The organism is Acerihabitans arboris, assembly GCF_010131535.1.
GTDB classification, from domain to species: Bacteria; Pseudomonadota; Gammaproteobacteria; order Enterobacterales; family Enterobacteriaceae; genus Acerihabitans; species Acerihabitans arboris.
In genome coordinates, this window is record NZ_WUBS01000016.1 from 134,961 (window position 1) to 157,180 (window position 22,220).

19 protein-coding genes and 1 riboswitch are annotated in these 22,220 nt (G+C 56.7%); of the genes, 2 read left to right on the forward strand and 17 right to left on the reverse strand.

From position 1 onward, the window contains the following. Positions 1–39 precede the first annotated feature (39 nt). The 5 genes from GRH90_RS20820 to pgi form a co-directional block, all read right to left on the reverse strand. Positions 40–2,127 carry a YjbH domain-containing protein gene (locus GRH90_RS20820; protein WP_162367885.1) on the reverse strand — a complete coding sequence of 696 codons (2,088 nt, stop codon included), beginning with the start codon at positions 2,125–2,127 and terminating at the stop codon, positions 40–42. Next, complete coding sequence (locus tag GRH90_RS20825; protein WP_162367886.1) at positions 2,127–2,882, reverse strand: capsule biosynthesis GfcC family protein; 756 nt, start codon at positions 2,880–2,882, stop codon at positions 2,127–2,129. The genes GRH90_RS20820 and GRH90_RS20825 overlap by 1 nt, the downstream gene beginning before the upstream one ends. After that, positions 2,879–3,526 (reverse strand): YjbF family lipoprotein, encoded by a 648-nt coding sequence (locus GRH90_RS20830; protein WP_162367887.1) that lies wholly within the window; start codon positions 3,524–3,526, stop codon positions 2,879–2,881. Before GRH90_RS20830 ends, GRH90_RS20825 begins: the two co-directional genes overlap by 4 nt. A 69-nt stretch (positions 3,527–3,595) precedes the next feature. Further along, positions 3,596–3,970 (reverse strand): exopolysaccharide production protein YjbE, encoded by a 375-nt coding sequence (yjbE, locus tag GRH90_RS26345; protein WP_246236184.1) that lies wholly within the window; start codon positions 3,968–3,970, stop codon positions 3,596–3,598. Positions 3,971–4,449: 479 nt separating this feature from the next. After that, complete coding sequence (pgi, locus tag GRH90_RS20840) at positions 4,450–6,099, reverse strand: glucose-6-phosphate isomerase (RefSeq protein WP_162367888.1); 1,650 nt, start codon at positions 6,097–6,099, stop codon at positions 4,450–4,452. A gap of 185 nt (positions 6,100–6,284) precedes the next feature. Further along, positions 6,285–6,478, forward strand: a riboswitch (Lysine riboswitch). A 112-nt stretch (positions 6,479–6,590) separates the two neighbouring features. Here pgi and lysC point away from each other — a divergent pair. Beyond that, complete coding sequence (lysC, locus tag GRH90_RS20845) at positions 6,591–7,952, forward strand: lysine-sensitive aspartokinase 3 (RefSeq protein ID WP_162367889.1); 1,362 nt, start codon at positions 6,591–6,593, stop codon at positions 7,950–7,952. Positions 7,953–8,004: 52 nt separating this feature from the next. On the opposite strand, the gene GRH90_RS20850 is transcribed toward lysC, so the two are convergent. Genes GRH90_RS20850 through GRH90_RS20880 form a run of 7 tightly spaced genes read right to left on the reverse strand, consistent with a single transcriptional unit; the run spans position 8,005 to position 14,862 of the window. After that, the gene (locus GRH90_RS20850) at positions 8,005–9,666 is read right to left on the reverse strand and encodes a Na/Pi cotransporter family protein (RefSeq protein ID WP_162367890.1); all 1,662 of its coding nucleotides are present in this window, start codon (positions 9,664–9,666) and stop codon (positions 8,005–8,007) included. 30 nt (positions 9,667–9,696) lie between these two features. Then, positions 9,697–10,347 (reverse strand): HAD family hydrolase, encoded by a 651-nt coding sequence (locus GRH90_RS20855; RefSeq protein ID WP_162367891.1) that lies wholly within the window; start codon positions 10,345–10,347, stop codon positions 9,697–9,699. Next, the gene (locus GRH90_RS20860; protein ID WP_162367892.1) at positions 10,344–11,336 is read right to left on the reverse strand and encodes an ABC transporter ATP-binding protein; all 993 of its coding nucleotides are present in this window, start codon (positions 11,334–11,336) and stop codon (positions 10,344–10,346) included. Before GRH90_RS20860 ends, GRH90_RS20855 begins: the two co-directional genes overlap by 4 nt. A gap of 2 nt (positions 11,337–11,338) precedes the next feature. Continuing rightward, positions 11,339–12,124, reverse strand: coding sequence for an ABC transporter permease (locus tag GRH90_RS20865; RefSeq protein ID WP_162367893.1), 786 nt, complete (start codon positions 12,122–12,124; stop codon positions 11,339–11,341). Between the two features lie 32 nt (positions 12,125–12,156). Further along, positions 12,157–12,996: an ABC transporter permease gene (locus GRH90_RS20870; protein ID WP_162367894.1), complete on the reverse strand. Its 840-nt coding sequence runs from the start codon at positions 12,994–12,996 to the stop codon at positions 12,157–12,159. Continuing rightward, on the reverse strand, positions 12,993–13,790 hold the full coding sequence (locus tag GRH90_RS20875; protein WP_162367895.1) for an alkaline phosphatase family protein: 798 nt from the start codon (positions 13,788–13,790) through the stop codon (positions 12,993–12,995). The genes GRH90_RS20870 and GRH90_RS20875 overlap by 4 nt, the downstream gene beginning before the upstream one ends. A gap of 10 nt (positions 13,791–13,800) precedes the next feature. Continuing rightward, the gene (locus GRH90_RS20880) at positions 13,801–14,862 is read right to left on the reverse strand and encodes an ABC transporter substrate-binding protein (protein WP_162367896.1); all 1,062 of its coding nucleotides are present in this window, start codon (positions 14,860–14,862) and stop codon (positions 13,801–13,803) included. Between the two features lie 195 nt (positions 14,863–15,057). On the opposite strand from GRH90_RS20880, the gene GRH90_RS20885 reads away from it, so the two are divergent. Then, the gene (locus GRH90_RS20885; protein WP_162367897.1) at positions 15,058–15,798 is read left to right on the forward strand and encodes a UTRA domain-containing protein; all 741 of its coding nucleotides are present in this window, start codon (positions 15,058–15,060) and stop codon (positions 15,796–15,798) included. Here GRH90_RS20885 and GRH90_RS20890 read toward each other — a convergent pair. The 5 genes from GRH90_RS20890 to metH all read right to left on the reverse strand — a co-directional run bounded on the left by GRH90_RS20890 (position 15,779) and on the right by metH (position 22,126). Further along, entirely contained in the window at positions 15,779–16,120 is a 342-nt protein-coding gene (locus GRH90_RS20890) for a Dabb family protein (protein WP_162367898.1), read from the reverse strand. The genes GRH90_RS20885 and GRH90_RS20890 overlap by 20 nt on opposite strands. Next, positions 16,117–16,239 (reverse strand): hypothetical protein, encoded by a 123-nt coding sequence (locus tag GRH90_RS26545; protein WP_281352786.1) that lies wholly within the window; start codon positions 16,237–16,239, stop codon positions 16,117–16,119. The genes GRH90_RS20890 and GRH90_RS26545 overlap by 4 nt, the downstream gene beginning before the upstream one ends. Continuing rightward, on the reverse strand, positions 16,236–17,267 hold the full coding sequence (locus tag GRH90_RS20895) for a zinc-binding dehydrogenase (protein WP_162367899.1): 1,032 nt from the start codon (positions 17,265–17,267) through the stop codon (positions 16,236–16,238). The genes GRH90_RS26545 and GRH90_RS20895 overlap by 4 nt, the downstream gene beginning before the upstream one ends. A gap of 2 nt (positions 17,268–17,269) precedes the next feature. Further along, complete coding sequence (locus tag GRH90_RS20900; RefSeq protein WP_162367900.1) at positions 17,270–17,989, reverse strand: aminotransferase class III-fold pyridoxal phosphate-dependent enzyme; 720 nt, start codon at positions 17,987–17,989, stop codon at positions 17,270–17,272. A gap of 450 nt (positions 17,990–18,439) precedes the next feature. Continuing rightward, positions 18,440–22,126, reverse strand: coding sequence for a methionine synthase (metH, locus tag GRH90_RS20905; RefSeq protein ID WP_162367901.1), 3,687 nt, complete (start codon positions 22,124–22,126; stop codon positions 18,440–18,442). Between the last annotated feature and the right edge of the window lie 94 nt (positions 22,127–22,220).

Genomic DNA, 22,220 nt, shown 5'->3' on the forward strand with positions numbered 1-22,220 from the left:
CCCATAAGGAGGCCTCTGAAATCGGGACTATCCGGCCGATTATTGCAGCGCCGGCGAGCGTTCGTCGGTCAAGCCGTACAGATAGTATTTACGGCCCACCATCTGGCCGCCGTCACGCGTCAGCGGGATCCAGTTCAGCTGCGCCCGGGTACGGTTCGGCGTCGGCGTCAGCAGATCCAGCGGAATGGACAGGTAGAACCCTTTGGTAAACGAACCTTCGCCATAGTCCTCTTTGGACACATTGGTAAAGGTGGCAAAGGCGCCGGCGGTAACACCGCTGTCAAAGCGGCGGGAGACATCGAAGGTCACGCCCTTATCCTTGGCCAAATACCGTCCGACGCTGGCTTTAACCAGCACGCCGTCCATAAAGTCCGGCCGCCAGTAGCCGGTCAGGTTACCGGTCGCCACGGTGTAATCGGCGAACTGCATCATGTTGTCCCAGTCGCGCTGCTTGACGTAGTTACCGTCGATGCCCACCGCCCAGTTCTTATCCAGCGGACGGTATAACACTTCGCCGCCAACGCCGCCGTACATCATCTCCAGATAACCACCATAGAGCTGGCCATACCAGCCGTCGCCCAGGCGGTCCATATAGGTGGTTTGCAGGTTGCTGATATAGACATCGTTTTGCACATATTCACGAATCCGGGTACGGACCCGCGGCAGATGGGAGTCGCCAGGCGGCGCGGTGAAGTTGAACCGGTCATAGTTGTTAACTATATTGCCGAACAGGGTGCCGGAGGTCACCCAATGGTCGGTCAGCCAATAGCTGGCCGTGCCTTCGACGCCGATTTGATACATATAGAACGCTTCAGGCCCGCCGAACGATTGGTTAAGCACCGGCGCCCAACCCAGTTGTAAGCGATCCCGATCTATATAATAACCCTGCTCGGCGTTTTTCGGCACGTCCGGCTCGGTGCGGCGCTGCTTCAGCGGCTGTTCATGGCCCAAGGGGTAACCCGCCAACGTATCCTGCAGACTCTTCACGTCGGTTTCCGTGGTCACCAGCGGCAGGTTCTGCCGGGTCTGGGTTACTTTCAGCGTGTCGACATTGGCCGGCAGGTTGTTGACCAGGATACGATTGGCGCGATCGACGCCCTCATTATCATCCCGGTACTTATACTGCTCGCCGGTCATATACAGGGTACGGTCTTTTACCTGGATATGCGGCGCGTTAAACCCGGCGTTGCTGTCCATATCGGTCAGCTGCTGCGCCACCACCTGGTGCTGCAGCATATCGGACTGCGGCTGCGGCGCGTAGGCCGGCTTTTCGCTGTCGCGGTGCTGCTGGGTCAAATCATTAAAGTTGGTGCGCAGCGTCACACCGAACATCATGGTGTTGCCGCGTTCATAGCTGAGGTTTACATCAGCCCACTTGCCGACGCGGTAAACCGCGCCGACGTTAACCGGGGAATCCTGCTTCAGCCGGCCGGCGAAGTCGCCCTCGTAATCGTTGCCTTCATATTCCAGCTTGAGGCGCAGCGGCTGCCACGGCGTCTGGTATTCAACGCCGCCGAACAGCGAGGTGGGGCCGTGGAAAAAGTCGCCGGTATTAAATGAACCGGCGCTGCGGTGGGCGTTATTGCGCGTACAGTAGCCGTCGGAAACTTCGCAGAACGGGTTTTTGACATTACCGCTGTTGCCCAGGTAGCCCCAGCCGAGACCCAGGGTAAAGTCCAACGGCCCCCAGGCTTTGCTGGCGGCGATAAACTCGCTGTCAAACAGGCCGGTACCGCCAAAATCGCGGATGCCCACCGAGGTCTCGGGCAGCCAATATCCCTCTTCCCATAACCTCAGCTTAAGATCGATGCCTTTATCTTTGTAGGTTTGATCGCCGCTGAAATTTTCATTGGAGCTATATAGCCGGGTGCGGACATCGGTATACCTGATGGTGCTTTCCAGCCAGGGTAACAGTTGCACATTAACAGAATAAAACCGGTACTGGTCGTTATCCCGATAGTTCAGGCTGAATTCACCATCCTTCGCCATCCGTCCGGAGGGAGTTTGCAATAAGCCGGCGCCGCCCATATCCATCTGCGAAGGCCCCAGCGGCTCGGTGTAGGAGGCCGCCTGGCAGGCGGAGGCCACTGACAGCGCGATGAGACTAAGTAGATATTTTGTTTTCATCAGTCAGGGATCCGGTGAGTCAGCAAGGAAACAATGTTTTCATTTACGTCCTGATAGGCCCTCGGCAAGGCCCACGAGGAAAACCCCACGTAAATCGCACTGCCCGGCGCCACTTCGTTATGACGGCGGTTCCAATAGGCCACCGGCACCGATTTGGCTTGTCCATCCGGCAGTATCACCCAGGCATAGCTTCTTTCCGCTCCGCTCAGGCGCTGGTGGGTCTGCAAATAGTCATCGGCGTCGCGGCTGACCTGGAACGGCTGCGAACCGGTTGGCGTCAGCACGCCAAAAATATGCACGCTGGTCGGTTTCGCCAGGGTATACAGGCTGTAATCACCGCTTAACCTGCGATTGGCCCCGGGCTGCAGGCGAATTACATCCGCGTCCAGTGACACGAACTGACGGCCGGTAACGCGTAACGCGGCAACCTGGCTACGCACCCGGTCAACGGAATTGGCCAAATCGAGATCGTTATCCTGCCTCAGGTCGGCGCTCAGGGCGCCCAGGCGCGCCAGCAATTGCCTTTGCCGCTCAAGCTGGACGGCGGTAGCCAGCTGTTCGGCGATGACGGTGCCGGGCCACCAGGTCCGCCCGGCCAGTTTTGGATTCAGGGTCAGCTGTTGAAGGGTATTGATGCCTTCAAGCACTACCGGCTGCGATTGCCCAGGGGAATAGACCGCCACGCGGCTGTCGGCAGCGGCTGAGGCAATAAAACCAGCACATAAACCCACTACGAGTAAGAGTTGTTTTTTCATGGCTTATAAGGATTTAAAGTGATGGTTTCAATCGGCAGAGTACCCGGCCCGACAAATTGTTGGGCTTTGCGCACGGCGCCGGTGCCTGGTTCGATCCAAAAGCGGTTTTGGTAATGTATGTTCAGTTCCGTCACCGTAACATCCTCATTGAGGACGCGGTAAGCGTGGGGGGCGTTTAATACGGTAATAGTTTCGGTACCCGCCAGGCTGAAACGGGAAGTCAGGGTTGCCGAACGTAATTGTTTATCTTCAGTCCAGGACTGGGTACGCGTCCATTCGGTGCCGTCGGTAATGCGTTGGGCATGAGCCAGGGGATCCGAGGCCAGGTTGGTTACTTCGAGGAGATTATCAGGCAGGCCAAGGGTTTTTACCAGGCGGCCGCTGCGGGTAACCAGCATGGCTTTATCGCGTGAAACCCATTTCAAATCGCCGTTTTCGGCGTAGGCCAACACCATAAATATTTGCGAACCGTCATTCACCCGGACATAAATACTGGCGTAGGGGACGTCATGGACCTGCTCGGGAGTTAATTCAACATCCGGCGTGCCGAACAGCGCCAGTTTGAACGTTTCACCGATACCTTTTTGCGACTGACTGCAAGCGGCCACCAGAAAGCACAGCACCACCATGAATAAATAGCGCACGTCGTTTATCCCAAACGAAAGGAGACCAAAAAATAACCACACTTGCGTGTGGTTATCGAGTAATTATTATTACTGCACCGTTGAGGTGGTGGTACCAGTACCGGTGGGCGAGTTGCCGTCACCGTTATTGTCGTTATGAGCGCCGATTAAAGCAACCCCAGCTAACAGTGCGACCGCACCAACGCCAACCGCGGTAGCAGCCCCGGAGCTTAAGCCGGAAGCAGTTTCGGCGTCGCCGCTACTGTTACCGGTGGTGGTGGTCGGCGCGGCAGCTAACGCATAAGAACCACTAGCCATCAACATTGCAGCTATTACTATACTAAACAGTTTATTCATATTTATTACCTTTGATTCATGAGGATGATGACTATAAAGCAATGATATGTTGATTTGCCTTATATAAGCATCATAAAGCAATATAATGCAATAAAATATATCTTGCATACCTCAAGCCCGTTTTAGCCGAAAAAATGCGCAGGACCAGCATGGTGAACGGTAAAGCAGTGAATTGAGCTGTTTTGCGGCGTGAAAATAAAATTAATCACCGGCAATGGTATTTAGGGCACAATAAATCCGCGCTGGACAAGTTCAGTCGATGGTTAAAAATCAGATAATTCCGCTTTCCTATTGCCATCGGCGAAGGTTATCCGCCAAAAATGATATAAGCCCCAAACATGTTATTAAAATAATACCCTGCGGTAATTTTTTATATTTCAGGCGCGTTACAACAGACCATATTCTGGTAATAACCGGCGTGGTTTTTTAAGAATATCCTTAATTGAGAACCAGAAATAACAATAGTAACAATCAGTTAACATGCTCCCGTCCGCAGGAGCAACGTTAGCCAGCATAATGAAAACCCCCTCTACCCGACGCCAAGCCAGACGGCCTATCCCTGGCCGGCCTGGGATGCTATCCGGCTATCAGCCGCGCCAGTCCTTGAAGCGGTTAATCAACCCATTGGTGGAACTGTCATGGCTGCTGACCTGATCATCGGCCGCCAGTTCAGGCAGTATCCGGTTCGCCAGCTGTTTACCCAGTTCCACGCCCCATTGATCAAAGGTATAGATATTCAGGATCACGCCCTGGGTAAAGATCTTATGCTCATACAACGCAATCAGCGCGCCCAGGCTGTAGGGGGTGATTTCCCGCAGCAGGATGGAGTTGGTCGGCCGGTTGCCCTCGAAGACTTTAAAGGGCGCCACGTGCTTGACCTGGTCCGGGGTTTTGCCCGCCGCGGCGAACTCCTCTTCAACCACCCGCAGGGATTTGCCAAACGCCAGGGCTTCGGTCTGGGCAAAAAAATTCGACAATAGCTTGGCGTGATGATCGCTGAGCGGATTATGGCTTACCGCCGGGGCGATAAAATCGCAGGGGACCACTTTGGTGCCCTGGTGAATCAACTGGTAAAAGGCATGCTGGCCGTTGGTGCCGGGTTCACCCCAGATAATCGGGCCGGTCTGGTAATCGACCGGATGCCCGTCGCGGTCCACATACTTGCCGTTGGACTCCATGTTGCCCTGCTGGAAATACGCAGGGAAACGGTGCATAAACTGGTCGTAGGGCAGGATGGCTTCCGTTTCCATGCCATAGAAATTGTTATACCAGATGCCGATCAGGGCCAGCAGCACCGGCAGGTTCTGTTCCGCCGGCGTGTCCTTGAAATGGCGATCCATGGCGTGGGCGCCGCTGAGCAGTTGCTCAAAATTATCGAACCCCACGGACAGGGCAATGGACAGGCCGATGGCCGACCATAAGGAATAACGGCCGCCGACCCAATCCCAGAATTCGAACATATTGTCGGTATCGATGCCAAATTCGCCCACCGCCCTGGCATTGGTCGACAGGGCGGCAAAGTGCCTGGCCACGTGTTTTTCATCGCCGGCGGTCTTCAGGAACCAATCGCGCGCGCTATGGGCGTTGGTCATGGTTTCCTGGGTGGTAAAGGTCTTCGACGCCACCAGGAACAGGGTGGTGGCCGGGTCGAGATGCTTTACCGTTTCCGCGATATGGGTGCCGTCGACGTTGGACACGAAATGCATGGCAAGATGGTTTTTAAACGGCCGTAACGCTTCGGTCACCATATAAGGGCCGAGATCCGATCCGCCGATACCGATGTTCACCACGTCGGTAATCGGTTTGCCGGTATAGCCTTTCCATTCGCCACCGATGACGCGGGCGCAGAAGCGCTTGATTTTAGCCAACACCGCGTTGACGTCCGGCATCACGTCCTTGCCGTCCACCAGGATGGGGGTATTGCTCCGGTTACGCAGGGCGACATGCAGCACCGCGCGATCTTCGCTGCGGTTGATTTTTTCGCCGGAGAACATTGACTTGATGGCGCCGTCAAGATCGCATTCCCGGGCCAGCGCCTGTAATTTTTCCAGCGTTTCAGCGGTAATGCGGTTTTTGGAATAATCCACCAGCATCTGGTCGTCAAAGGTGGCGGAGAAGGTGCTGAAACGGTTGCTGTCCTTGGTAAACAGGTCGCTGATGCTGACATTCTTCATCTGTTCAAAATGCTGCTGCAGCGCTTTCCAGGCCGCGGTGTGGCTAGGGTTTATGTTTTTCATAGGCAACGCTCTTATTGAGAATAAATAAACATGATGACCATGATTGTATCGCGTAGCTCACGAGTTGCGACCCCTTTTCTTGCGATTACGCTCTTTTAAGGATAAATGCGTTTCATCATGCGTTGCCCGTTGACACAGGCGACATTACCCGCTATTTGTAAGGTCCTAGTAGCGCACCCGTTGCGTGAACCAGAAGAGGCGCGTCGCCCAGGCAGGGTTGCGGAGGATCCGTTTTCCGCAGAAGCAACCCCAGGGGGAGCGACGCCGAGGCAGCATACGGCAAACGGGCCGTCGCTGCCGACCGCATGGGCTGAATCCCATGGGTTGTCACCCGCATTTTCGCCATTGGCGATAGGCACGGTGGGGCGCTTCTGGGTGTATCGTAGTTCTCTACGCCTGCTCCCTGTTTCCCGCCCCTGACTCGTGCCAAAGCTTAAAACGTTGTCATCAAGGATGGCATCCTGACACGAGGCATTAGAGGCATTAATAGCATGGCTGAATCATTACATTCTCCTATCGTGGCGAAGTTCGGCGGCACCAGCGTCGCCGATTTCGACGCGATGAACCGCAGCGCGGATATCGTGCTGTCCAACGCCGCCGTCCGTCTGGTGGTATTGTCGGCCTCGGCGGGCGTCACCAATTTGCTGGTCGCGCTGGCCGAAGGCAAAGACCCCGACCGCCGCGCCTTTCATCTTGATGAAATCCGCCGTATCCAATACGCCATTATCGACCGGCTGGCCGACTCGCAGGTCATCCGCGAGGAAATTGACCGCATGCTCGATAATATCGCCATGCTGTCCGAAGCGGCGGGCCTGGCGACGTCCCATGCCCTGACCGACGAACTGGTCAGCCACGGCGAGCTGATGTCGACGCTGCTGTTCGTGGAAGTGTTGCGCCAGCGCCAGGTGACGGCGCAGTGGTTCGATATCCGCAAAGTCATGCGCACCAACGACCGCTTCGGCCACGCCGAGCCGGACATCGGCATCCTGAAGGAGTTAACCCATAGCCTGCTGTTGCCCCGTATCGACGAGGCCCTGATCATCACCCAGGGTTTTATCGGCAGCGAGGCCAAGGGCCGCACCACCACCCTGGGCCGGGGCGGCAGCGATTATACCGCCGCCCTGCTGGGCGAAGCGCTGAAGGCGCAGCGCATAGATATCTGGACCGATGTGCCCGGCATTTATACCACCGATCCGCGCGTGGTGCCGGAAGCCAAGCGCATCGATGAAATCAGCTTCGAGGAAGCGGCGGAAATGGCCACCTTCGGTGCTAAAATCCTGCATCCGGCCACCCTGCTGCCCGCGGTGCGCAGCGATATCCCGGTCTTTGTCGGATCGAGTAAGGATCCCCATGCCGGCGGCACCCTGGTGTGCAATAAAACCCTCAACCCGCCGCTGTTCCGCGCCATCGCCCTGCGCCGCCGGCAAACGCTGCTGACGCTGCACAGCCTGAATATGCTGCAGGCGCGCGGTTTCCTGGCCGAGGTGTTTAATATCCTGGCGCGCCATTATATTTCCGTGGATTTGATTACCACCTCCGAGGTGAGCGTGGCGTTGACCATGGACACCACCGGATCGACCTCGTCCAGCGTCAGCTTGTTAACCACGTCTCTGCTGACGGAACTCTCCTCGCTATGCCGCGTGGAGGTGGAGGAGAACCTGGCGCTGATCGCCCTGATAGGCAATAAGCTTTCCCAGGCCTGCGGCGTGGGGAAAGATGTGTTTGGCGTACTGGACCCGTTTAATATCCGGCTGATCTGCTACGGCGCCAGCAGCCATAATTTATGCCTGCTGGTACCGGGACAGGATGCGGAACAGGTGGTTAAAACGCTGCATCACAACCTGTTTGGTTAATGGTTAACATACGGCTTGAGCGACAGGAAGGGCTTTACGACGCCGGTGACCATCACAGCGGGGTGGCGGCCTTGTCGCGCCGCTCATCGGGATCTTGCGCCTCATCCTCTTCGTTCAGTTCCAGCGCGTTATAGGCTACCGAACAGAACAGGGAGTTGACGCGTTTCATATCCCCCAGCAGTCCCAGATGCAGCGAACTGGTTTCCAGGCTCTGCACGTTTTGCTGATGCAGGCGATCCACATGGGCATGGGCATAACGTCGGTCGATGATGCGAAAGCGATGCTTTGCCCGGCGCAGGCGGCGGGCGCTGGTGATATCGCCTGTCAGGAATACCGACAGGCTCAGGCGCAGGTTCGACATCAGCTGTTCGTGCAGGATATCAAGCTCCTGGAGCCCCTCGGTGGAGAAAGCCCGGCGGGTAGCCAGCGACTTGGCGGCAACATCGCCGGCCATGCGCTCGATAATATCCCCGGCCTGCTCCAGGTTGAGCGCCATCTCGATAATCTCGGCCCACCGCCGGGAATCCGCTTCCTCCAGATCCTCTTTCGGCATTTGGGCCAGGTAGAGCTTGATCGCGGTATAGAGTACATCGACATCATCATCCAGCCGGCGTATTTCCCGGTCTTTATTCGGCTGGCCGTGCAGCACTTCGCGATGCAGCAGCAGCATGCTCTCCACCACATCACCCATGCGCAGGGTTTCACGCGAGGCATTGGCCAGCGCCAGCGCGGGCGTATCCAGGGCGCTGGTATCCAGATGGCGCGGCCGCACGCCCAGCTCGCTTACCGCCGTGTCGCCGATCCATTGCGTACACAAGCGGGCCATCGGCCCGGCGAACGGCACCAGGATCAGGCAGCGGATCAGGTTATAGAACACATGGAAATAGATCACCAGCTCGGAGGCGCTGACCGGCAGGCGCTCAAGCAACCCGGCTAAAAATGAAATCGCCGGCAATACCACCAGGCCGCCTATCAGCTTGAACAGCAGGCTGCCCAGCGCAACGCGTTTACCTTCCGAGTTTTGCCCGCTGGCGTTAATCATCGCCAGGATGCCGCTGCCCAGGTTGGCGCCGATAACCAGGCAAAGGGCCACCTTGAATGAGATCACATCGGTGGCGGTCAGCGTTGCGGTCAGCAGCACCGCCGCCAGGCTTGAATAACTGATAATGGCGAATAACGCGCCCAGCACGGCGTCGAGCACCACATCGCCGGTGAGCGACGAAAACAGCACCTTGACGCCGTTGGCCTGGGTAATGGGGGTGGAGGCGGCCACAATCAGCTCCAGCGCCAGCAGGATCAGGCCAAGCCCGATGCATACCCGGCCGATTTGCCCGACGCGCGATTGTTTACGGCTGAGGAACAGGCAAACGCCGATAAAAATCAGCAGCGGCGAAAGCCAGGACAAATCAAACGTCAGTATCCGCGCCATCAGCGCGGTGCCGACATCCGCGCCCAGGATAATCACCAGGGCGGGGGTCAGCGCCACCAGGCCCTGGGCAACAAACGACGTGACCAGCATCGCCGTGGCGTTACTGCTCTGGACCAGCGCCGTAACACCGATACCGGCCATAAACGCCATCGGTTTTTTTTCTACGCTTCTGCTCAGCACCTGCCGCAGGCGGGCACCGTACACACGCATAATCCCGGTACGGACGATATGAGTCCCCCATACCAGCAACGCCACCGCGGAAAGCAGATGCAACAAAGTTAACACTCTTATTAAAACTCCATAATGACCAATTATTTACCAACTCAGAACCGGCCATCCAGCCAGTTGCGCATGCCGAAGCAGGATGCTATCAGGGTTAACGGCATAAGGATAACCGACCTGTTGTAACAACGGCAGGTCATTACAGGAATCGGAATAAAAACTGGCCTGCGCCAGCATCGACTCCCTGCCCTCAATCAGGCCCAGCAAACGGGACACCTTACCCTCACGATAGGTTAATATGCCGCGGGTATTACCGGTATAAGAATCGTCACAAACTTCAAGCTGTATCGACAAGGTTTCATCGACACCGAAACGGCGGGCAATCGGCGTCACCAAATGTTCGCCGGACGCGGAAATAATGATGTTCCGATCCCCACGCTGCCGATGTTCGGCGATACAGCCAATGGCGGATTGGCGCATGGCGGGCACGATAGCCTCGTCGATAAACGCCTCAACGCACTGCGCCACGTCCCGCGGTGAGCGCCCGGCCAGCGGCTGCAGGGTAAACGACATATATTCCTCCATGGATAATGTCCCCTGCTGATACTGTAGCATCAGCGCCTGCTCCCGCTGCGCAAATCCGTCGTTTTGCGCCCAGCCCAGTTTAATCATGTACCGGCCCCACAGGCTGGCGCAATCTCCGTTAATCAAGGTTTCATCCAAATCAAACAACGCCAGGCTCATGCCACCTCACATAATGTCGCTATATCTAACTGTAGACCAACCGGCGTGCCGTTTGGGTGAAGATCGACCACCGATCGGTTTAAAACATCGACCAACAGTTCAACACCCTGCGCTGACACGCGATAACGGATCACGTTGCCCAACAGGCTATGGCTAACGATGCGCGCGTCGATGCCCTGCCCGGCCGGCAACAGCATAATGGACTCGGGACGCACGGCAACCCGGCCCTGCCAGCCGCGCCCGGTCAGCAGGGCGGCCTGTCCGGCGTCCAACAGGTTATAACTACCGATAAACCCGGCGGCAAAGGCGTCCACCGGCTGGGTATAAAGCGTCTCCGCGCTGCCGTTTTGCACGATTTTGCCTTTGTTCATCAGCACCACCCGATCGGATAAGGTCAGCGCCTCCTCCTGATCGTGGGTGACAAAAATGGCGGTCAGGCGCAGCTCTTGTTGTATACGGCGGATTTGATCGCGCAGATGTTTGCGGATCCTGGCATCCAGGGCCGAAAGCGGCTCGTCAAGCAGCAGCAGCCGAGGGCGGGTGACCAGCGATCGCGCCAGCGCCACCCGCTGGCATTGGCCGCCGGAGAGCTGGTGCGGATAACGATGGGCAAATTCATGCAGCTCCACCAGATCCAGTACCTCATCAACGCGGCGTTTAGTCTCGCTAGCCGAGAGCTTTTGCATCTTCAGCCCAAACGCCACGTTGCCGGTGACCGTCATATTGGGGAATAAGGCATAGCTTTGGAATACCATGCCGATGCCGCGCTGCTGGGGCGATAACGGCACCAAATCCTCGCCCTGGAGCAGGATTTGCCCGCTGTCCACCGGCGTAAGGCCCGCCAGGCAACGCAGCAAGGTGGATTTGCCGCAGCCGCTCGGTCCGAGCAGGGTGACAAACTCTCCCTCCGCCGCGTCAAAATCGATATTCTCGAACACCTGGGTCGGCCCGTAGTGTTTATTAAGCTGTTTTACCGCCAGATAAGACATGATTATTCCTTGCCCTTGTTAACGGTATTCGCCACCAGCGTCAGCAGCAGTACCACAAAGAAGTAGGAGATCACCAGGGCGCTGGTGAAATGACCGCTGCCGTTGCGGCTGTTATAGAGATACACCTGCAGCGTCTCGAAACGATTGCCCACCAGCAGGTTGGCAAACACAAACTCGCCGATGAGAAACGAAAACGACAGCAGCACGGCAATCATGCAGCCCTTACGCAGGTTGGGCAGCACCACCAGCAGCGCCGCGCGCCAGGTACTGGCACCGAGCAGCTGCGCGGCATCCATCAGGTCACGCAGATGAATGGCCTGCATATTATTGGTGATTGCCCGGTAGATAAACGGCAGAGCGATGGTGAAATAACAGCCGATCAAAATCCACGGCGTCCCGGTAATGGCCACCGGGCCGTCGGAATAGAGCTGCAGCAGGCCCACCGACGAGACCACCGGCGGCACGGCGAAGGGTAGCAGGATAAGAATATTCATCAGGGCATCAAGCTGCGGAAAATAGTAAGCAATTACAAACATCAGCGGCAGCACCAGCAATACGGCGAGCGCCAGCGCGCCAAAACAGATCAGCAGCGAGTGCCAGAGCGCCGTCAGGAAACGGGGATCCCGCCAGAGCTGGGCCATCCATTTCACGGTCAATCCCTCCGGCAACACCGTAGAGCCCCATTGGGTTGAAAAAGCGTAAACCAGGGTCGCGGCCAACGGCAACAGCAGGATCAACAACAGTACCGTGACCACGCCGCGGTGATAGAGGCTTTCAGCACGCGACATCAATAACCTCCTTCATTGCGGGGAGTACAACATCAGGCCCGGACATGGGTATAGCTCCTGCGCATCACCCATTGATGCACCAGGGTGATAAACACCATCAGCAACACCAGGAACATGCCCAGCGCGCTGGCCATATTCGGATCAAGCTCCAGATCGCCCGCCACCAGGGCCGCAATGCGGATCGGGATAACGTTGAAATTGCCGCTGGTCAGGGCAAAAATCGTGGCATAAGCGCCCAGGGCATTGGCCAGCAGGATTACAAAGGTGCCCAGCAGCGCGGGCGCCAGCACCGGCAGGCCAATATAACGCCAATAATGCACCTTGCCCGCGCCGAGCAAGGCGGCGGATTCGCGCCAGTCCTCGCGCAAGGCGTCAAACGCCGGGTACAGCAGCAAAACCCCTAGCGGGATCTGAAAATAGGTATACAACACCATCAGCCCGGTTTTGGAATAGAGACTGAAGTCCCCCAGCAGTCCGTAACGACGCAGGATAAGCGTGACGCAGCCGTTGGTGCCGAGCAGGATAACAAAGGCGAACGCCAGCGGAACGCCGGTAAAGTTACTGGTCATATTGGTAAAGGACATCACCGCGGTGCGCAGGCGCGTGGCCCCGAGCTGGCGCAGCGAGTAGCTGCCCACCAGGGCAATCAGCAGGCCGAACACGCTGGACCAGAAGGTAATCTGCAACGAGAAGGCGATAGCCTGCCGGTAAAACGGCGAGCCCAGGATCTGCCGGTAATTATCAATCCCCCATCCATCGATTTCACTGTTAAAACTGTGCACGGCCATCCACACCAGCGGCGCGACCTGAAAGGCGCAGAACACCAGCGCAAAAGGCAACATGACCAATGCCGCCAGCCATTTCGCCCTCATTTTAACAACCCCGCGCAGACCGGCCGGTCGTGCTCCACCCCCAGCAGGCCGCACACCGTGCCGCACAGCTCGGTTTGACGCGGCGCGGCGGGCGCCAGGCTGAAGGCCGGGCCGAACACGAACAACGGCACCTGCCGCTCTTCGGGCAGGATGCCGCCGTGACTGCGATCGTCATTCATACCATGATCCGCCGTGACGATGACCTGGTAACCGGCGGCCAGCCATGCGGGCAGATATTGCGACAGCAGGCCGTCCGCCGTGCGGGCCATATTGCGGTATTGCGGCGACGACAGGCCGAAACGGTGGCCGGCGTCGTCGATATTCATCGGATGAAGCAGCAGGAAGTCCGGCTGGTAGAGCAGGCGCAGGCTTTCGGCATCTTCAAACAGATGGGAATCGGGATAGTGATCGGCATGATAAAAATGCCCGTACTGAATAGCCGCTTCCGGCGCAACGGTATGGCGATCGCGCACCGCGTCGAAGGGCGCGCGGTTATACAGTTCGCTAACCCAGTGATACGCCGCCGCCGCGGTGGTCAGGCCGGCGGCGCGGGCAAAATGAAAAATACTGCGATGGTGCGACAACCGCACCACGTTATTGTGCACTACGCCGCTCTCCACCGGCGGCACCCCGGTCAGGATGCATTCGTAAAGCGGCCGCGACAACGACGGCAGCTCACACTCCAGTTGGTAGAGGCATCCATGCCCCGCCGCGCACTCGCCGTGCAGATAACCCATGGCGTCATAGGCCACCTGGTAGTTCAGTCCGTCCAGTATCACCAGCAGGGTCTTCATCACGGCTCCTTTATTGCTGCATGGCCATCATGACATTTTCCTGCCACAGGCGCGGCAGTTCCCTGGCGCTCTTTTCCCAGGCAACCGGATCGGCGATGGGATGGGCGTTTTTATACTGTTCGACCGGCAGCAGCTTGGCTTTCACATCGTCCGGCAGGGTAAGTTTTTCCACGCGGATCGGTCGGGCATAACCCCGGGCCAGGTTAATCTGTCCGGCGTCGGAAAAGATATATTCCCGCGCGAACTTCGCCGCGTTGGGGTGTTTGGCATATTTATTGATAATGGTGGTATAGCCGGAGGTAATAGACCCGTCGGAGGGGATCAGCACATCAAAACGGGTCTTATCGATGGTATCGCGATAATTAAGTCCGTTGAAATCCCACACCACGCCCACGTCCACTTCGCCTTTTTCCAGCGAGGCGATAGTGGGGTTATTCAGCCCCAAACGCCCGGCCTTGGCCAGCTTGGCGAAGAAATCCAGGCCCGGCTTAAGGTTCTTCTCGTTGCCGCCCATGGCGTAGGAGGCCGCCAATACGCCGTTGGTCGCCTGGGCCGCCGTGCTGACATCACCGATGGTGACCTTGTAGTCGCCGTTGAGCAGATCGGCCCAGCTGTGCGGCGTTTGTTTAACGGTTTGCTTGTTAACGATAAAGGCGATGGTGCCGGTATAGGCCAGCGCCCAATGTCCATCCTTGTCTTTCGCCCAATCGGGAACCTGATCCCAGGTGCTGGGTTTATAAGGCAATGTCACCCCTTTTTGCACCGCCACCGGCCCGAAAGACGAGCCCACGTCGCCGATATCCGCGCTGGCGTTGCTTTTTTCCGCCAGGAACTTGGCAATCTCCTGCGCCGAACTCATATCGGTATCGCTGTGCTTCAGGCCATATTTACTGGCCAGATCCGCCCAGGTATCCTTCCAGTTTGCCCAGCTGTCAGGCATGCCGACACTATTGACCTCGCCTTCCTGGCGCGCCGCCTTTTCCAGCGCCGCGACGTCCGCGGGCGCGGCAAAACCAGGCTGGCTTGCCATCAGGATGACGGTGGTTAACACGGAAGCGAACAGAAGTTTCATAGATGATGCTCCAGGTGAATGATGAGGGTGACGAACTCTACTGGTCTAGTCCAGCAAGAACCAAGCCAATCTACCTAAGTAAGATGAATATTTGATGTCAGTAATTCTTTTAGACGATTTTTTGTTATGGTTTTACCACCCCATCCGCAAAGGCAGAAAAAATGTGCACTATGAACATGCAGATTGGTAAAAAGAATGCTGCATAATAGCGCTTCTTTTTGCACCAGCCTGTCCCGGCAAAAAACCGTTACCGCGATTTGCCAGGCCATTTCCGGCTGGATTGAACAGGGCGAATTGACGCACAACGACCGTTTGCCCGCCGAGCGGGTATTAAGCGAACAATTTACCACTACCCGCATTACCCTGCGGGAAGCGCTGGGGCAATTGGAAGCCCAGGGGATGATTTACCGCGAGGTGCGCCGGGGATGGTTTGTCAGTCCGCCGCGCATTATCTATAACCCGCTGCAGCGCAGCCATTTCCATGCCATGGCGCGCGAGCAGGGGCGCAAACCCGCCACGGAAGTATTGGATGCCGGCGAGATCGTCGCGCCGGAAGTGATAAACGCCCATCTGACCTTGCCGTCCCGGTCGCGGGTTTATTGCATCCGCCGGATAAGGCGCATCGATGGGCGGGCGGTGCTTTACGTGGAACACTACCTGAATCCGGAGTATTTCCCGGCGATTCTGCATGAGGACCTGACATCCTCGCTGACCGAACTTTATGCCAACACCTATGGTATCCGCTACGGCAAAGTGCGTTTTGCCATGTTACCCACCACCTTTCCGCTGGCGGCGTCACGGGCGCTAAAGGTGGCGGATAATAGCCCGGCGCTGTTTATTACCCGCATCAACCGCGATCAGTATGGACGGATTATTGATTGCGACCTGGAATACTGGCGCTACGATACCCTGCATATCATGGTGGAGGCGGAGTAGCGCCATGGTCGTTAACCTCCACATCAAACACCAGCACCGAGCCAGCGCCGTCCGCCAGCACCGGGAACAGGACGTTTTCACAGACGTAGAGATGGTGACGATGGGTCAAATAGTGTTCCAGGGCCGCGCTGTCGGCAAAACAGAGCCGGAGCAGATACCTGAAGCCCTTATCCCGTTGTTCCTGGCTGGCATTGTCATGCCAAGACGCCGCCTGGATACCGGGAATATAGTGGTCCATGGCTAGCAGCTGGTTCGCCACCCGCCGGATTTCCGCCTTATCCAGCGCGGATTTGAAGCGAAACAGGACATTATGTTCAATCATCTTTCCCTCCTATGGCCTTTGCCTTGCCCGGGCGGATAATTGCGTTTCATATAACGATGCGTCGATCTGAAGGCCGCCACCAGGGTCGCCAGGAAAATTTTTTGTTCATGTGGGTTCATCTGTCGCCTCCTGGCCGCGTAGTCTTTTGCCATGCCGGGTCCGGCATCTCATTTGCGTGGGTCGCCGCGCCGGCCATGGTGACCCACGTGCGTGTCCCCGGCCGCGGCGGATGGTGCAGCAGTTCATCCGGCAAATGGCGCAAACGGATTTTTTTGCCCATCATTGAACTGAAAAACGGCTGATGCTGCTCCAGGTAACGCACCGCCTGGGTAAAGGCCGTTGGCGTGCAACCCGCCCTGGATGCCAGCAGGGTCAGTTCGCGGTCAAGAAAGGTTTCGCTGGACACGGGCAGGGTTTGCCCGGCGGCGGGTATGCCATACAGCATCACCACGCCGGCGCGGCGCACCGCCGACAACGCGGTATCCAGCGTTCCCTCGCCGCCCGAGCATTCGATCACCGCATGATAATGCGCCGCAGCAGGCATCCTCTGGCAGTCAATGGGCCAGTCCTGGGCCCATTGCAGGGCATCATTATCAATGTCGCACAGGGTCAGGCGGGCGGTGGTCCGATGCAGCAGCAGATGGGCCATCATCTTGCCCGCCACCCCGGAGCCGATAACCAGGATCCTCGGCTCGGCGTTACCCCGCAGCGCGGGCATGGCCATAAGCCGCCCGAGGCCATGGATCACACAGGCCAGCGGCTCGACCAGGATGCCGAGCTGCGGATCGTGTAACCGCAGCGAATACATACAGTGCTTTGGGGCGCTAATTCGCGTGGCATAACCGCCGTGGTGCGTCACGCCAAGCTCGCATATCCCGCTGCAATGACCGGTCAAACCCTCCCGGCAGTATTCGCAGGCGCCGCAGCCTATCTTATTATTCAGTGCGTAATAATGGCCGTCACGATCGCAGCAGACCACTTCATGCCCCAGCACCAGGCCTTCATTACTTGCCGACCACGCCAATGCACGATCGGTTTTACAAATGCCGCAGCAACAGACCTGCCACTGCGGCCAGTCGCCATTTTTTTGCTCTAGCCTTTCCACGTATTTCAACCTTCCGGCACCCAAGCTCACGACTGCTGACATGCTCATTCCCCCATCTCGATAAGGTTGGCGATGATCCGATCGAGGATGGTCATGGTGCGGTCTATTTCCGCCAGGGTAATATCCAGATAAGGCGCAAGCTTGATAACTTCGCCGAAAGTGCCGCCGCTATTTAGCATCATGCGATAATATTGGCCGTTATAAGAATAATCATAATCCTGACCCAGCGTCACGGCGGGCTTGCCGGCGTTTTTCCAGGGATCGCCCTGGGAATTGGCTAAAGTCACGTTGAATAACATACCCAGGCCGTCCACCTGCTTAACCACGGAATATTTTTGGTTTAACCGTTTTAATCCCTGTAAATAATAAGCGGATTTTTCCGGTAGGGTGCTTTGATAATCGCGGCTCATCATATAACGCCGGGTTTGCAGCGCCGCGGCGCTGCCAAGCGAATGGCCGGCAAAATTACCGTGGGCATGCCCGGAGGTAAAGATATCCCTGCCCGCCGGATCTTTCCTTGCCCATACCGCGCTGAGCGGACTTACCGCGTTGCGGTAACCGAGATTACAGCGTGAATGCCGCATGTGGGTATCAATATAAATATCAACGTCAATACCGGTCAGGGTTTCACCGACACAGGTTTGAGCGATAGTGAGGCGCGACGGGTGATTGTCGCCCCAGGACATATATTTTTCATCGATATTGCGTAGGTACTTAGTTTTTTTCGCCCGCGCCATGGTGCCGTCGTCATGAATGGTAACCATAGGGTCGCCCTCGATTATAAAAATAGGTAACACTCATCCTTGCTTTCCATCGAAAAGTATTAATAAAGATTTCAAAAATAATAAATATCAATTAAATTATATTAAATCTTCTTTTCCATACCCCTCCTGGAGTACCTAAAATTTAAACCTTTCATCACAATAGGTAAAATAATTATATTATTAGCCATAATTAATTAGCGCTAAATCATTCGGACTAAAAATTGAATATTGCTAATAAATTCAATATTAAGCATATCGAAATTTTTTATTTTTGATTAATATATATTTATTCAGCAGGATAACTATAAGCTCAGCAGCGGCTAGCAGCGTGAATTATCAGCATGGGCGCATACCCCGGATTCAGCAGCATGGCGCCATTAGCCGGGTTGCATTGTTGCCAGGATGTGGCAGCCGGCGAGGCTCTTCTGTCACCGGCAAATACGGGTAAAATCAGTCTGCGTCGTAGCCCAGGTTCGGCGCCAGCCAGCGTTCGATTTCAGCGATCGGCATGTTTTTGCGCCGGGCGTAATCCTCTACCTGATCCCGCTGGATTTGCGCCACGGCATAATATTTGCTGTCCGGATGGCTGAAATACCAGCCTGAAACCGACGCGCCAGGCCACATGGCATAGGACTCCGTCAGGCGCATGCCGGCGGTTTCATCAACATTAAGCAGTTGCCAGATTGCCGCCTTCTCGGTGTGGTCGGGGCAGGCCGGATAGCCCGGCGCCGGACGGATCCCCTGATAGTTCTCCCGAATCAGCTCGTCATTGCTCAGGTTCTCGTTGGGCGCATAGCCCCAGTACACCTTGCGCACCCGCTCATGGAGATATTCGGCAAACGCCTCCGCCAAACGGTCGGAGAGGGCTTTGATCATGATTTTATTATAATCATCATGTGCCTCGTCATAGGCCGCCGCCAGCGTATCTTCCTCAAGACCGCCGGTAACCGCAAAAGCCCCCAGATAATCCGCCTTGCCGCTGGCTTTCGGCGCCACAAAATCCGCCAGGCAATAATTGGCAAACTCGTTTTTTTCCGTCTGCTGGCGCAAATGATGGCTGACCACCAGGATTTCGCGACGGCTTTCGTCCCGATACACCTCAATATCGTCGCCAACCCGGTTGGCAGGGAAAATGCCCACCACCCCGCGCGGATTTAATGATTTTTGCCCGGAAAGCTGGTCCAGCAGGGCGTTGGCGTCGGCGAACAACCGCTTGGCCTCGTCGCCGACCACCTCGTCCTCGAGAATGCGCGGGTATTTACCGGCCAGCGACCAGGTCATGAAAAACGGTGTCCAATCGATATAATTGCGTAACGTCTCGATTGAGGCGGTGACGGACTGAATACCCTGGCGATGGGCTACGGGCGGGGTATAATTTTCCCAGTCCATGGCGCTGTCATTATCACGGGCCACCTGCAGCGGGACCGGCGGCGTACGGGGTTTTTTCCGGCCGTGCTGGATGCGCGCCTGGTCATACTCCTTACGAATGCGCAGCACAAATTCGTCGCGCTGCTCATCCGACAGCAGCGCCGATACCACGCCCACGCTGCGCGAGGCATTCTGTACATATATCGTCGGCCCGCTGTAATTTTTTTCGATTTTAACCGCGGTATGCGCCTTCGAGGTGGTGGCGCCGCCAATCAGCAGCGGCAAGGTGAAACCCTGGCGTTCCATTTCTTTGGCGACGTTGACCATTTCATCGAGCGACGGGGTGATCAAGCCCGACAGGCCGATAATATCCACGTTAAATTCACGCGCCGATTTCAGGATTTTATCCATCGAGACCATAACGCCTAAATCTATGATTTCGTAGTTATTGCATTGAAGCACCACGCCGACGATATTTTTGCCGATATCGTGCACATCGCCTTTGACCGTCGCCAGCAATATTTTACCGGCCGCTTTTTGCTTTTCTTTTCCCGCCTTGATAAAGGGTTCCAGGTAGGCGACCGCCTGCTTCATCACCCGCGCCGATTTGACCACCTGCGGCAGGAACATTTTACCGGCGCCGAACAGATCGCCTACCACGTTCATGCCGGCCATCAGCGGCCCTTCAATCACCTCGATAGGCCGTGCCGCCTGTTGCCGCGCTTCTTCGGTATCCGGTTCGATAAATTCCGTAATGCCCTTTACCAGCGCGTACTCCAGCCGTTTATTTACCGGCCAGCCGCGCCATTCCGCCTGCTGCTGTTTGGTATCGTCGTCGTTTTTGCCGACACGGTATTTCTCCGCCAGATCCAGCAGCCGCTCGGTGCCGTCCGCGCGGCGATTAAGCACCACATCTTCCACCGCCTCGCGCAGCTCGTCGGACAGGTCATCGTAGATAGCCAGTTGCCCGGCGTTAACGATGCCCATGTCCATGCCGTTCTTGATGGCGTAATAAAGGAAAACCGCGTGGATGGCCTCGCGCACCGGCTCGTTGCCGCGAAACGAAAACGACACGTTTGAGACGCCGCCGGAAATCAGCGCATGGGGCAGCTCGGCCTTGATATCGGCGCAGGCGCCGATAAAGTCCTGGGCATAATTGTTGTGTTCTTCGATACCGGTGGCGATGGCGAAAATATTGGGATCGAAAATGATATCTTCCGGCGGGAAGCCGACCGTCTCGGTGAGAATGTGGTAAGCGCGACGACATATGTCGATTTTGCGCTGCCGGGTATCCGCCTGTCCCTCTTCATCGAACGCCATCACCACCACCGCGGCGCCATAACGGCGAACCAGGCGCGCATGATGGATAAAGGTTTCCTCACCCTCTTTCATCGAGATGGAGTTGACGATGCCCTTGCCCTGTATACACTTCAAACCCTGCTCGATAATGTCCCATTTGGACGAATCGATCATGATCGGCACCCGGGATATATCCGGTTCGCCGGCGATCAGGTGCAGGAAACGCACCATGGCGGCAGCGGAATCCAGCATGCCTTCATCCATGTTGATATCGATGATCTGCGCGCCGCTTTCCACCTGCTGCAACGCCACCGCCAGCGCTTCATTGTATTTCTCTTCCTTGATCAGCCGCTTGAAGCGCGCCGAGCCGGTAACATTGGTACGCTCGCCCACGTTGACAAACAGAGTATCTTTATCGATATTCAGCGGCTCTAGCCCCGCCAGGCGGCAGGCCACCGGCCGTTCCGGCGGGACGCGCGGCGTTATGCCCTCTACCGCGCGCGCCATGGCGGCGATATGCGCCGGGGTGGTGCCGCAGCAGCCGCCCACTATATTCAGGTAGCCGGAAGCGGCCCATTCCTTGATCTGCCCGGCCATTTCATCCGGGCCGAGATCGTATTCGCCAAAGGCGTTCGGCAATCCGGCATTGGGATGGGCGCTGACAAAACAGTCGGCAATGCGCGACAGCTCGGCCACGTACTGGCGCAGTTCGTCGGGGCCGAGCGCGCAGTTCAGGCCAAACGACAACGGTTTTACATGACGCAGGGAGTTATAGAATGCCTCGGTGGTCTGGCCAGAAAGGGTTCGTCCCGACGCATCGGTAATAGTGCCGGAAATCATCACCGGCAACCGCACGCCCATGGCTTCGAATTCGGTTTCGATGGCAAAAGTCGCGGCCTTGGCGTTAAGCGTATCAAAAATGGTTTCCACCATGATTAAATCCACGCCGCCTTCCACCAGCGCGTGAACAGCCTCACGGTAAGCACTTACCAACTGATCAAAACTGACATTGCGGAAAGCCGGATCGTTGACGTCCGGTGATATGGAGGCGGTGCGGTTGGTGGGGCCCAGGACGCCGGCCACATAACGGGGTTTCTCCGGTGTGCGCGCCGTCCATTCGTCGGCGCTGAGCCGGGCGAGACGGGCAGCTTCGAAATTAAGCTCGCTGACCAACGACTCCATCTGGTAATCGGCCATGGCGATGGAGGTAGAATTAAAGGTATTGGTCTCTAGGATATCGGCGCCCGCGGCCAGGTAGTCGTCATGGATAGCGGCGATCACCTCGGGCTTGCTCAGCACCAGCAGATCGTTGTTGCCTTTGAGATCGCTCGGCCAGTCGGCGAAACGTTCTCCCCGATAGTCCGCTTCCTCTAACCGATAACTCTGGATCATGGTGCCCATGCCACCGTCCAGCACCATGATGCGCTGTGCTAACTGCCGGCGCAGTCCGTCAATTCGATTGATTACCATTACCCCATCCGCCGCTGAAAAAATCGTCGTTTATTGAGCCAAAATAGGCAGGACATCCTACCATAAGTTACACAGGATCGACGGCGGCGGCTCA